The organism is Kitasatospora sp. NBC_01560 (assembly GCF_045208415.1).
GTDB lineage: Bacteria > Actinomycetota > Actinomycetes > Streptomycetales > Streptomycetaceae > Kitasatospora.
Map to the genome: position 1 here is coordinate 1,746,934 of NZ_CP109364.1, position 12,214 is coordinate 1,759,147.

Annotated in this window: 11 protein-coding genes and 1 pseudogene; 4 read left to right on the top strand and 8 right to left on the bottom strand. The window is 75.3% G+C overall.

Going from position 1 to position 12,214, the window contains the following annotated elements; genetic code table 11:
* Positions 1 to 230: 230 nt before the first annotated feature.
* Together OH807_RS07125 and OH807_RS07130 are read right to left on the bottom strand one after the other, a co-directional pair.
* The gene (locus OH807_RS07125; protein WP_406195266.1) at positions 231 to 1,442 is read right to left on the bottom strand and encodes a DUF4241 domain-containing protein; all 1,212 of its coding nucleotides are present in this window, start codon (positions 1,440 to 1,442) and stop codon (positions 231 to 233) included.
* 363 nt (positions 1,443 to 1,805) lie between these two features.
* Positions 1,806 to 2,183, bottom strand: coding sequence for a UBP-type zinc finger domain-containing protein (locus tag OH807_RS07130; RefSeq protein ID WP_406195268.1), 378 nt, complete (start codon positions 2,181 to 2,183; stop codon positions 1,806 to 1,808).
* A gap of 239 nt (positions 2,184 to 2,422) precedes the next feature.
* Between OH807_RS07130 and OH807_RS07135 the strand changes: the two genes are divergently transcribed.
* Positions 2,423 to 3,283 (top strand): NAD(+)/NADH kinase, encoded by an 861-nt coding sequence (locus OH807_RS07135; RefSeq protein ID WP_406195270.1) that lies wholly within the window; start codon positions 2,423 to 2,425, stop codon positions 3,281 to 3,283.
* A 101-nt stretch (positions 3,284 to 3,384) separates the two neighbouring features.
* Here OH807_RS07135 and OH807_RS07140 read toward each other — a convergent pair whose 3' ends face one another.
* On the bottom strand, positions 3,385 to 4,497 hold the full coding sequence (locus OH807_RS07140) for a nucleotide disphospho-sugar-binding domain-containing protein (protein WP_406195273.1): 1,113 nt from the start codon (positions 4,495 to 4,497) through the stop codon (positions 3,385 to 3,387).
* Positions 4,498 to 5,061: 564 nt separating this feature from the next.
* Here OH807_RS07140 and OH807_RS07145 point away from each other — a divergent pair.
* Entirely contained in the window at positions 5,062 to 5,553 is a 492-nt protein-coding gene (locus OH807_RS07145; RefSeq protein ID WP_406195275.1) for a barstar family protein, read from the top strand.
* Positions 5,554 to 5,654: 101 nt separating this feature from the next.
* Here the strand turns inward: OH807_RS07145 and OH807_RS07150 are convergent, their stop codons facing one another.
* The 4 genes and pseudogenes from OH807_RS07150 to sigK form a co-directional block, all read right to left on the bottom strand.
* Complete coding sequence (locus OH807_RS07150; protein WP_406195277.1) at positions 5,655 to 6,776, bottom strand: MerR family transcriptional regulator; 1,122 nt, start codon at positions 6,774 to 6,776, stop codon at positions 5,655 to 5,657.
* Positions 6,777 to 6,893: 117 nt separating this feature from the next.
* On the bottom strand, positions 6,894 to 7,115 hold the full coding sequence (locus tag OH807_RS07155; protein ID WP_406195279.1) for a DUF6480 family protein: 222 nt from the start codon (positions 7,113 to 7,115) through the stop codon (positions 6,894 to 6,896).
* 324 nt (positions 7,116 to 7,439) lie between these two features.
* Entirely contained in the window at positions 7,440 to 7,928 is a 489-nt protein-coding gene (locus tag OH807_RS07160; protein WP_406195281.1) for a DUF427 domain-containing protein, read from the bottom strand.
* A 216-nt stretch (positions 7,929 to 8,144) separates the two neighbouring features.
* Positions 8,145 to 8,792: pseudogene (gene sigK, locus OH807_RS07165) on the bottom strand (ECF RNA polymerase sigma factor SigK); the annotation flags it as partial.
* A 169-nt stretch (positions 8,793 to 8,961) separates the two neighbouring features.
* On the opposite strand from sigK, the gene OH807_RS07170 reads away from it, so the two are divergent.
* On the top strand, positions 8,962 to 9,486 hold the full coding sequence (locus OH807_RS07170) for a hypothetical protein (RefSeq protein WP_406195284.1): 525 nt from the start codon (positions 8,962 to 8,964) through the stop codon (positions 9,484 to 9,486).
* A 41-nt stretch (positions 9,487 to 9,527) separates the two neighbouring features.
* Here the strand turns inward: OH807_RS07170 and OH807_RS07175 are convergent, their stop codons facing one another.
* On the bottom strand, positions 9,528 to 10,475 hold the full coding sequence (locus OH807_RS07175) for an oxygenase MpaB family protein (RefSeq protein ID WP_406195287.1): 948 nt from the start codon (positions 10,473 to 10,475) through the stop codon (positions 9,528 to 9,530).
* Positions 10,476 to 10,591: 116 nt separating this feature from the next.
* On the opposite strand from OH807_RS07175, the gene OH807_RS07180 reads away from it, so the two are divergent.
* Positions 10,592 to 12,181 (top strand): phytoene desaturase family protein, encoded by a 1,590-nt coding sequence (locus OH807_RS07180; RefSeq protein ID WP_406195290.1) that lies wholly within the window; start codon positions 10,592 to 10,594, stop codon positions 12,179 to 12,181.
* Positions 12,182 to 12,214: the final 33 nt, after the last annotated feature.

Here is a 12,214-nt window from a genome sequence, read left to right on the forward strand (position 1 = left end):
GACCGACCAGCAGACACGGGGACTCCTCCGGGCACGTGGCGCACCGACGAACGGACGCAGCCATGGTCCGTGGCGTCCCTCCTCGCCCCCCCGCGCCGCGCGGCCGCGACCCCGGACCGTCACCGCGCGTTCACCTCCCGTCATTATCGCTGTCAAGTTCAGCGTGTTGAACTGAAGCAGTCCGCCCAGCTGACCGGCCTGTGCGGCCTCGCGCAGGTGGTCGGCGATCCTTACTCTGTCCCGGCGGCGGAATGGAGCTGGAAGTCGACGACGACGCAACCAACCTGTCCGTCTTCGGTGCGGCCGGTCCAGACGGGGTAGGAGCCGTCGCCTTGGCCGGCACGGAAGGCGATGAGATTCGGCTCGGGCTCCGTGCCGGGCAGTTCGACGCTGAAATGGCTGTCGCTGTCGAGGGGTACGAAAATGTCGTCGTCCAGCTGGTCTTCGGTCACGGTCCGCGTCGCATCCATGAAAGCCGCTGTTCCGGTATCCACGCCGACCCCGTAGAACTGGCCCTCGCCGAGCAGCCCCAGGTCCTCGTCGGGCCGGAGGGTCATTTCCCACTCGTGGGGAGGGGCGTCCAGAAACGTCACCCTGGCCGCGGCGACATCGGCCCCGTGTTTCGTGCGCAAAAGCGACAGTGTGACCGGGAAGTCGCCCAGCGGCACTGCGACGGTCCGCAGGTTGCTGATCCAGCCGGGGTCCGAGACCGCCAGCTGCCCTGAGGTGATCCGCAGCATGCCGGCGTCAATGGGCTCGACGACGGCCGGCCCCTCCCGGGTGTCGCACGCACCCGGATTGAACAGTTGCTCAATTCCGGTGGCGCGCAGCGGTCCCGATCCTTCGTCCACCGACCTGTCGTTCAGGACTACGGTCGTGGCGGCGGACTCGTGGCCCTGCTGGGTGAGGAGCGGAGCGAACACTTGCCAGTCGCCGAATTCCGGTGCGGGACAGAGGAAGTCCTCGACGGGCGTCGCGAACCGCCGTCCGGGGACGCTCGACGGGCCGGATGCTCGATCGTGCGATGACTCCGGCGATCCGCCCCGCGGTCCGACGAACTCGGACTTCACCTCGATCTGTCCGTCGGCTGAGACGGTGGTGGTCTCCTGAACATCCCACTTCCCGTACAAGTGCGCCTGATCGTTGGGAAACTGCCATCGGATGTTCTGCTGAGCCAGCAACATCCCCGTGCCGTGCGGCTTGAGGTCGATCATCTGCATGCACCAAGACCTGTCGTCGAACAGATACACACGCCACATCCGCCCCGGCCAGTATTCGACCAGTGCCAGCGGTTGCTCCCGCGCGGACAGCAGAACCGCGTAATCCTTCCCGGCCGCATGCTTGCGTGCCGCGAGCGCGCGTGACATCGGGCTCCGATGGGTCATTCCCCGATAGGGACCCCACATCTCGCCGTACGACACATCAAGACTGTCGAAGATCACAGCCGAACATCTCCCCCGTGGCACCAGCCACCCCCGAGCAGTGCGTTCGACGGGTGACCCCTGCCGCGACGCCCTGCCCTTCCGAAACTTCGTCGTGCCGCAGTCTGCCACTGAGGTGTGACACAGAGGTTGTGGGAGGCCCTGAATCCCAACGCGACCCTCACGAGCACCCTGGTCCTCCCACCCACCCGGAACAGGCACCCGATCCGCGGACACCTGGCGGTCCCTCCGGTACCCAGAAGGAACGCCACCCCAGCACGCATCCACCCCGGCCGGCCCCGACGCTCCGGCCCCCGCGCCGGCAGCGACGGCTCCGGCCTCCGCCACTCCGGCAGCGCCACCGAGGCCCCCGCGCCGGGCGCCTCAGTGCAGGTGCAGCTGCCAGTCCGCCGGGACCTTCCCCGGTGGGCCGGGCGCCGGCTGCGAGGTGGGGTGCGCGGCCGGCTCCGCGAGCTCCGCGCCCTCGTAGTACTGGTCGGTGTCGATGTTCCACAGCCACGCCTCACCCGGCTCGAAGCTGGCCAGGAACGGGTGCCCCGCCTCCCGGGCGTGCCGCGTGCCGTGCTGGGCGGGCGAGGAGTCGCAGCACCCGATGTGCCCGCACGCGGCACACCGCCGCAGGTGGAACCACCACCCGGGCCCGTCGCCCGCCAGGCACTCCACGCACCCGTCCCCGCTCGGCCGCGCGGAGGGATCGATCCCCCGGATCGGACTGTCCCCCCGGATCGGGCTGTCAGCCATCGGACCCGCCTCTCCTCGAAGGCCCGGTCGGACGCCGGTCCGGCGGGCCGCCACCGGAGCCGCCGGAGCCATCGGTCCGGTCCGTCCGGTTCCCCGGCCGCCGGCTCGTACGGAACTCCGCGACGAGCAGCGGTCGGGCGTCTTCAGCGTAGGCGCTCCGGCCCGGGCCGTGCATGACTGCCCGGGCTGTGCATGACTGGAGGGAGCAACAGCGTCCCGGTCGACATCGAGGTGCCCGGATGGGATTCATCGGCACGGTGGGGCTGGTACTCCACCCCGAGCGCACCTGCGCGCCCACCGTGGACGCCGTGGTCCGGTGGAGCCGGGCCCGGGGCACGAAGGTCCTGGGGCTGGCGGCGGAGGTGGCCCGGATCGGCTGCGAGGCCGTACCGGTCGGGGCCGAGGAGATGGCCGCGAGCGCGGACCTGCTGATCAGCCTCGGCGGGGACGGCACCATGCTGCGCACGATGCGGCTCGCGACCGGGGGCCACGCGCCCGTCCTGGGCGTCAACGTCGGCCGGCTGGGCTTTCTCGCCGAGGTCGACATCCCGGAGCTCCCCGCGGCACTGGACGCCGTCGACGCCCAGCGCTTCACCGTGGAGGTCCGCTCCGCCGTCCACGCCCGTTTCGGGGCCGCCCGGGAGACGGCGCTCAACGACGTCGTGCTCCTGCGCAGCCCGGGGCACAAGTCCGCGGCGGTCGCCGTGCGGGTCCAGGACGAGCCCTTCGTGGACTACACCGCCGACGCGGTCGTGGTCGCCACCCCGACCGGCTCCACCGCCTACAGCTTCTCGGCCGGCGGCCCGATCGTCTCCCCGAACGCGGAGGGGCTGCTGATCACCCCCGTGGCCCCGCATGCCGCGTTCAACCGCTCCGTCTTCCTCTCCAGCGGCGAGCGGCTCGACCTGGTGGTCCTGCCGCAGAGCGGCGGTCTCGCCGTGGAGGCCGACGGCCTCCTGGTCGGCCACGTCTCGCCGGGCGACGTCGTCAGGGTGACGATGCTGCCCGCCGCCGCACGCGTCGTACGACTCGGCCGCACCACCTTCTACCAGCGGGCCCAGCGCAAGCTCCGGCTCACCGGCTCGGCGGAGCACGGCTGACGCCCCGGCCGCGCGGACGTGGCCGGGACGTCAGCCGGGGCCGGGGCCCCGCCGGGCCGTCCGGGCCGCCGCACCCACGAGCGGGGCCGTGCAGCCGGTGATCAGGTGAGCAGGCCCTCGAAGTTCGCGACGAACTCGGCCGGGGACGGCATGGCCCGGATCTCCGCCCGCACGGCGGTGGCCGACTTGCGCAGGGCGTCGTCACCCAGCAGGCGGTCGAGCAGTTCGGCGTCCACCTCGTCCGTGCTCGACGTGAGTGCGAACCCGGCGGCCCCGCCGGCCGCGGCGTTCGCGAAGTGGTCCGCCCCCTGAGGCAGGATCAGCTGCGGCACGCCCAGCGCGGCAGCGGTCATCATCGTGCCGGAGCCGCCGTGGTGCACCACCGCGTCGCAGGCTTCGAGCAGTTCGTTGAGCGGCACCCACGACAGCGCCCGGACGTTGGCGGGCAGCTCGCCGAGCGGGGCGAGGTCGGTGTCCCCCAGGGCGAGCAGGATCTCGGCGTCGACGCGGCCCGCCTGGTCGATGAGGCCGGAGAGGGCGCCGATGCCCTCCCACTGGGCGAAGACCGTCCCCAGCGTCACCGCGATCCGCCGGCGCGGGCCGCGGCCGAAGAGGTCCGCCGGCACGGTGCCGCCCCCGTTGAACGGGACGTAGCGCACGCGCCAGCCGCCGCCGTCGCCGCCGAGCGAGGCCGGGAGGACGTCCACGACCGTGTGCTCCGCGGGGCCTTCGAGCCCGTGCGCGGCGTACTCGTGGCCGAGGATCCGGGCCATCCGGGCGGCCACCCCGCCGGTGGTGACGCCGAAGTTGTGCATCACGGCCGGGATGCCGAGCTCGGCGGCCACCAGCGGCGCGGCCGCCTGGAACGGGGCGTGCACGACGACGTCCGGCCGCCAGCCGCGGGCTACCTCCAGCAGGCCCGCTACGGTCACCCGGCCGTGCTCGGCGAAGCCCTGGGCCGCCAGCTCCATCGTCTCGTCCTCGGAGCGCTCCCCGGAGGCGAACCGGACGCCCTTGAGGACCCGTGCGAAGGCGTCGTTGACGTCCGTCCCGTCGCCGACGTCCACGGCGGGCAGCCCGACGTTGCGCAGCTTCTCGATCGGGGTCTGCCCGGCGAACAGGACGTCGTGGCCGGCGGCCCGCAGGGCCTGCGCGGTCGGGACGAGCGGGAAGATATGGCCGACGGAGCCGGGAGCCGTGAAAAGGACGCGCACAGTGCTTCTCCTCGCGGGTGGGTGGTGTGCCGAGCCGCGCCGAAGTGTTCTCCTCGATGTTTCCCGAGGGCCAACTCCCTTGCAACCGGTGGCCTTTATTACATGTGGTGGATCGCAACCCATCCATTGGATGTTCCGCCAAGCAATGCACCGGTGTTTGGCCGGCAGATGTGACGGCCTGTCGAAGTCTCCACCCGGCGGCGAAGGCCGCCCCGGCGTGCGGCCGGGCACCCGGCTCCGGAGGGAGCTGCGCAGCACCGTCGGTGACGGTGCCTCACCCGTGCGGACGGCGTGGTCCGCGACCGTCGCTCCGGATCCTCGCGGTATCGGCGGCGGCGGAAGGGGGCCCCGCCGCGCGCCCGCCCGGGTGAGCCGTCCGGACGCCCCGGCGTGGCCCCCGGACCGCCGCCCCCGCAGGCGCTACAGCTACCGGCATGACCTCACGCCGCCGCCCCGGGCCGGCCGCACCCGCCCCGGACCGCGCCGTCCTGCCGCCGACCTCCCGGCCCCGGTGCGCCACCGGCCACTGCCTCGACGGCCGTGCGACCGCAGGCGGTTGCTGACATGCCGGAGGTACCGCCGGACCACCTGCTGGCGACGGCCCGGTGGGACGTCCTCCCCGGGCATCCCTGGGCCGGGCTGACCAGTGCCGGGCCCACCGAGCCGGTCCGCCGGGCCACCGTCGACGGCCTGCGCTGCCGCACCAAGCCGGAGCTGCTGACCACGTGGGCCCACGCGCTGGCCTTCCCCGGCTACTTCGGTCACAACTGGGACGCCTTCGAGGAGTGCCTGGGCGACGCCCTCCACCCGACCACCGTCGACCCGACCGCCCTCGGCCCGACCGCCCTCCACCCGACCGGCGGCGGCTCCGCACGGCTCCTGCTGCTCGTCACCGGCGCCGAGGCGCTGCTCGCCGACGAACCGGTCGGTGAACTCACCACCCTGCTAAGGATCCTGGACGCGGCCGCGGCCGACCGCTCGCTCACCGTCCTCTTCACCGCCCGCGACCCCGCCGCCACCGCACACCGCCTCCGTACCGCGGCCCGCACGCTCTGACCCGGACGCCTCCACCCGGACGCCTCGGTCCGGACGCCTCGGTCCGGACGCCCTCGGCCCGCACGCTCCGACCCGCCGGGCGTGCGGGCGGCGGGTCGCCGTCAGGCGGTGAGCAGTTGCTCCAGCAGGTCCACTGCTCCGCGCAGGTCGCGGGGGCGCAGCGTGCCCTGGGGGCTCCGGACGCCCGCCCAGCCGGGGCCCGCGGCGAGGACGACCGGGCGGGCCCGCGAGCCGCGGCCGCCCCAGACGGTCTCCGTGACGCGGCGGACCAGGGCCCGGTCGGCGGTCCGGCGCACCTGGGACCAGAGCATGACGGCCGCCGGGCCGGTCCGGCGCACCGCCTCCATCAGCGCCTCCGGGGGGACGGCCGGGCCGAACATCCGGAACGGGAGCCCGCGTTCGGCGAGGCCGGCGGCCACGGCCTCCAGCGGCAGGGTGTGCAGCTCCGCCGGCATGCCGGCCAGCAGGACGGGCGGGCCCTCCCGAACCTCGCCCAACGGGTCGGCGATGCGCCGCAGGGCGCTGGAGACGTGCCAGGACAGCAGGTGCTCCACCTCGACGTAACGCTCGCCCTCGACGGCCCACTTGCGGCCGGCAGCGCGCAGCGCCGGCATCATCACCTCGGTCCAGGCCGTCACCGGCCCGAGGTCGTCGACCACCGTGCGGAGGATCCGCGCCACCTCGGGGGTGTCGAGGCGGACGGCGGCCCGCGCGAGCCCCCGGCACTCGGGACGGACCGGGCCGACCGGCAACGCGTTGCTCCCACCGGGTGTGCCGGAGCCACCCGCGCGCCCCGGCGGCACACCCGGCCCGGCCGGCGCCTCCGCCCGCTCCGGGGGCACCGGGAGATGCGACCGGTCCGGGGGCGCCGGCGTCGCGGGTTCCGACGCCCCGGGCTCCGGCGTCCCGGGTTCCGGCGTCGCGGGTTCCGCGAGGTCCGCGACAGCCGGGGCGGACGTCGGAGCCGGGGCGGACGCCAGCGCTGCCCGGGCCGCCTCGCCGGGCGGCACACCGCGGGCGGTCAGCCGGCACATCGCCTCCAGGACGGCGACGTCCTGCGGTCGCCACCGGCGGTGGTGGCCGCTCTCCCGGTGTGCGGGGCCGATGCCGTAGCGGCGCTCCCAGGACCGGACGGTGGTGGGCGAGACGCCCAGCCGGCGGGCCACCGCACCGGTGGGCAGGCTCACCTCGGCGGACGGCGGGGGCGGGGCGGATTCGGGCACGGTGCGGAGCTTACGGCGCCGGCGGGCGGCCGACGGGCGGCGCACCCGGTCGCCCCGGCGCCGTCGGGACGACCGGTGCCCCCGGTTCGGGCGGTACGGGCGGGGCGGCCGCCACGCTCACCATCCGGCGATCCGGCCGACCGCGAAGCCGACGCAGCTCACCACCAGGACGCCGATGACCAGCAACGGGAGCCACCCCGGCCAGGCGGTGTGCAGTTCGGGCGCCTCCGGGGTGGAGATCCCCGCGCAGGTGGAGGCTTCGCACTCTGGGGTCTCGGTGGGCTTCGGCCTGCTGGCGGGCGGGCGGACGGCTGCCGCGGCGGGCTCGGTCAGCGCCATGGTGATCCTCCGGACGGGACGCGGGCCGGTCGGCGGCCCTGGGGCGAACGCTTCGGTCGGGTTCGGACGCACCTCCTCGGCTTCGGCCGGTGCGGCTGTCCCCGGTGCGGCTGTCCTCGGCCGTACCGGGCTGCACCGCTCCTGCTCGCTGGTCCCCAGTCTCGTCCGCCGGCCGGCCACCGGCATCTCGCACCGTTTTCGCAGCGTCGCACGCGGCGGGGCACGCAGCGTCGTGCGCGGCGGGGTGTGCGGCGTCGCGCGCGGCGAGTTGCGCGGCGAGTTGCGCGGCGAGTTGCGCGGCGAGGCGCACCGGGTCCCGGCCCGTCACCAACCGCCCGTCCCCGGGGCGCCCTTGAACGGCCCGCGGATCTCGGACGTGATCCACCCCCCGTAGAAGTCGCCCTCCTGCGGGCGCACCGTCTCGCCGTCGACGGTGCAGCGGTCCACCCGGGCCGGGTAGAACGCGAAGTGGCCCCGGAGCTGCCGGAACGCGGGCTCCGGCCGGGGGTAGGACCAAGCGGCGCGCTCGGAGCGGAGCCCGCCGACCCGCAGGTCCCAGTAGTGCGCGGACCCCTTCCACTCGCAGTGGCTCTCGCCGGCCGCGGGGTGGAGCAGCTCCGTCGCCACGTCCTCCGGCGGGACGTACCAGACCGGCGGGTGGCTGGTCTCCAGCACCCGCAGCGCGCGACGGGTGGACGCCACCTGCCGGCCGGCGAACAGCACCTGTACCAGCCGACCGTCCGCCGCGTCGATCCTCGGCGGCCGCGGGTAGTCCCAGACCGACTCGCCGCCCCGGTCCGGCTCCGTCGTCATCTCCCCACTCCGTTCTGTCCGTCCCGTCGTGCATCCTGTCCGTCCCGTCCGCCCGCCGGTCCATCCCGCCCCGCCCGCCGGTCCGTCCCGTCCGCCGCCGGTCCGGGCGGCGCCCGATCAGGCCGACAGCGGGCAGCCGTTCACCGGCCCGGGCCGGCCGGCCCGGGCGGCCCGCGCGGGGAGCGGCGCTGCCGCCGGTCCGCGCCGGCCGGGCCCGGCCTCGGCGGTGAGCCGGTCGCGCAGCCGGCCCAGTCCGTCGCGCATGCGGGTCTTGACCGTGCCCAACGGCGTGCCGAGGATCTCGGCGATCTGCGACTGCGAGAAGCCGCCGTAGTAGGCCAGCACCAGCGACTCGCGCTGCACGTAAGTGAGTTGACGGAGGATGCCGCGCACCCGCTCGCACTCGGACCGGCGCTCGACCTGGTCGGCGACCTCGTCGAACAGCGGGAGCCGGGAGGCGGCTGCCACCCGACGGTCGCGGTCGGCGGCGGCCTGCGCGGCCCGCACCCGGTCCACCGCGCGCCGGTGCGCGACGGTCAGCGCCCACGCCATCACCTCGCCGCGCTCGGGGCGGTACTGCGCGGCGCTCCGCCACACCTCCAGCATCACCTCCTGTGCGACCTCCTCCGACTGCGCCGGATCCCGCAGTACCCGCCGCACCAGTCCCAGCACCGGTGGCGCCAGCACTTCGTACAGCTGCGAGAAGGCGTCCTGGTCCCCCTGCGCCACCAGCGGCATCAGGGCACGCAGGGCGTCCGTACGACCGGTCGGGGCTTCGCGCCGCTTCGGTGCGGGGCGGCCCCCACCGGGGCGCCCCGCACCGAAGCGGCGTTCGGCGGACCACTGATCCTGGAGCTCTGTCACCCTGCCACCGTCCCGTCGGTGACTTCCGGCAGGCTACTCGCACCGTTGGTGCATCGTTCCGGGCACCGACGGCCGACCGCGCACCCGCACGTCCTCCGTAGCGCCCCTCCCCCGGCCACGCCGGGCGCGTCCCACCGCCCGGCGGCCCTCCCACGGCAGACTCGTCACCGTGCGTGCCCGTACCGGTACGAGCAGGCCCGCCCACCATCAGCGCCCCCACCGAACGGACCCCACCACCGCCGTGGCCTCCCCCTCCCCACCCCGCACCCTGCGGCGCCGACAGGCCACCGAGGTGGCCCTGCGGCTGTTCGCCGCCGCCGGGCTCGCCGTCGACGCCGCCGTCCACCTCCACCTCGCCGAGCGCTACGACCGCGTCACCGCCACCGTCAGCGAGGGCACCCTGTTCCGCGTCGAGGGTGCCCTCGCCCTCCTGGCCGTCGCCCTCGTCGTCCTCTGGCGCCGCTTCGCCGGCGACCTGTACGCCTGGGCCGTCGCCGCCGGTGGGCTGGCCGCCCTGCTGCTCTACCGCTACGTGGACGTCGGCGCCCTCGGGCCGCTGCCCGAACTGAACGAGCCCGTCTGGTTCACCGAGAAGACCGTCACGGCCTGCGCCCAGGCGGTCGCCGCCGTCGCCCTGACCGCCCTGCTCGTCACACACCTCCGCCGCCGGGTCGGGCGGCACCGGCCGGGATAGCGCCGGCGGTCCGGGCGGCGCCGGCGGTCCTGTGCCGCGGGTCAGTCCGGTGTGGTTCCGGCCGGCGGCCGGTCGCCCGCCCCGTCGCCCGCCCCGTCGTCCGCGCGGCCGCCCGCCTCGGCCGGGCGGGCCATCGCCCACCGGATCACCCTGGTGACGCCGGCCCCGCCCAGCCGCACCGCGGTCTCCTCGACGATCGGCACGTACGGCAGCCGGAGCTCCCGCCGCGCCCAGCCGGGCAGCAGGGCGACGGCGGCGGCCGCGAGCAGCCCGTACGGCGGGCGGGCGGCCCAGGGCAGGGGCGGTTGCAGGAGGATGAAGCGGGCCGCGTCGAGCGCGGGCGCGGTGGCGCGCAGTTCGGGCCGGTAGTCCCGGAGCAGCGCGGCCAGCTGACGCTGGTCGCGGGGCGGGTCGAGGACGCCCAGGGCGGCACCGACGATCGCTGTGTCGGCGACGTACGCGTCGTACGCCTCTTCGTCCAACGTCCTCGCACCGTAGCGCCGGTGGGCGCGGAGGAAGCTGTCGACCTCGGCGGCGTGGACCCAGCCGAGCAGGTGCGGATCGGCGGCCCGGTACGGCTCGCCGCCCGGGCCGGTGCCGCGGACCCGCTCGTGCACAGCCCGGACCCGGTCGACCGCCTGCCGGGCGTCGGCGGCCGTCCCGAACGTCGTCACCGCGAGGAAGGTGCTGGTGCGCTGGAGCCGCCCCCACGGATCGCCCCGGTAGCCGGAGTGCGCGGCGACGGCCGCCATGGCCGTCGGGTGCAGCGACTGCAGCAGCAGGGCCCGGACGCCGCCGATGAACATCGAGGCGTCGCCGTGGACGGTGCGGATCGGCCGCTCCGGGCCGAACCACCGGGGACCGGGCGTGTCGTGGATCCGGCTCCGGGCCGCCGGGCCCTGCGGTCCGGCCACCCGGGCGAACAGCTCCGCCCCGAGCCGCCGCCGTACTGCGGCCAGTCCGGGGATCTCGGAGCTGCCCTGAGCCACACCTGCCACTGTAGGCCCGCGCCGGACCCGCGCGGCGCCGACGGCGGACGGCGGACGGCGGACGGCCCCGTACGCGCCTGTTCCCCGGCCCTCCGGACTGCCGTAGCGTGGCCGGGGTGAAGACCAACGCGTCCTCCCGGCACGATGTCGTGATCGTCGGTGGCGGGCACAACGGCCTGGTGGCGGCGGCGTACCTGGCACGGGCCGGGCAGCGGGTGCTGGTGCTCGAACGGCTGCCGCAGGTGGGCGGGGCGGCGGTGTCGGCCCGGGCCTTCGAGGGGGTGGACGCCCGGCTGTCGCGCTACTCGTACCTGGTCAGCCTGCTGCCGCACCAGGTGGTGAAGGACCTCGGGCTCCGGCTGGACCTGCGGCGCCGCCGGATCTCCTCGTACACGCCCGTCGTCCGGGACGGGCGGCCCACCGGGCTGCTGGTGGACGCGGCCGACCCCGGCCGGACCCGGGAGTCGTTCCGGGCGGTGACCGGTACGGAGCGGGAGTGGGAGGCCTGGCAGCGCTTCTACGGGATGACCGGGCAGGTCGCCGAGCGGGTGTTCCCGACCCTCACCGAGCCGCTGCCCTCCCGGGCCGCGCTGCGCCGGCGGGTCGCGGACGATGCCGCCTGGGACGCCCTGTTCGAACGGCCGCTGGGCGAGACGGTCGAGCGGACCTTCACCGACGACCTGGTCCGCGGCGTGGTGCTGACGGACGCGCTGATCGGCAGCTTCACCCACGCCCACGACTCCTCGCTCCTGCAGAACCGCTGCTTCCTCTACCACACCATCGGCAACGGGACGGGCGACTGGGACGTCCCGGTCGGCGGCATGGGCGCGGTGACGGACGCGCTGGCCGGCGCGGCACTGCGGGCCGGCGCGGAGATCCGGACGGGCTGCAAGGTCACCGCCGTCGCCACCGACGGCGTCGGGGACGTCGAGGTGTCCTACCGCCACCGGGGCGGGGAGGCGCGAGCAGTGGGCCGCCGGGCCCTGGTGAACGCGGCCCCGGCCGTCCTGGCCCGGCTGCTGGGCGAGGATCCGGGCCCCGCACCCGAGGGCGCCCAGCTGAAGGTCAACATGGTGCTGCGCCGGCTGCCGAAGCTCCGGGACACCGCCGCCGATCCCCGGGACGCCTTCGCGGGGACGTTCCACATCGCCGAGGGTTACCGGCAGTTGGCGACGGCCCACGCCGAGGCACAGGAGGGCCGGATCCCCTCGGCACCGCCGTCGGAGATCTACTGCCACACCCTGACCGACCCGTCGATCCTGGGGCCGGAGGCCGTCCGGCAGGGGCTCCAGACGCTGACCCTGTTCGGCCTGCACATGCCCGCGCGGCTGTTCACCGACCCGGCGGCCAAGGAGCGCGCACTCGCGGCGAGCCTGGCGCAGCTCGACGCGGTACTGGCCGAGCCGATCGCCGACTGCCTGGCGACGGACGCCGCCGGACGGCCCTGCATCGAGGCCAGGACCCCGCCGGAGCTGGAGCGGGAGATCGGGCTCCCGGGCGGCCACATCTTCCACCGGGACCTCTCGTTCCCGTTCGCGGCGGACGAGCAGCCGGACGGCGCCGCCGCCCGCTGGGGCGTCGCCACGGCGCACCCGAACGTGCTGCTGTGCGGAGCGGGAGCGATCCGCGGCGGCGGGGTGAGCGGCATCCCGGGCCACAACGCGGCGCAGGCCGTCCTGGAGGAGCCGGCCGAAAACCAGGCCTGACGCGGCCCGACCGCCCGGTCCCCCGACCGCTCG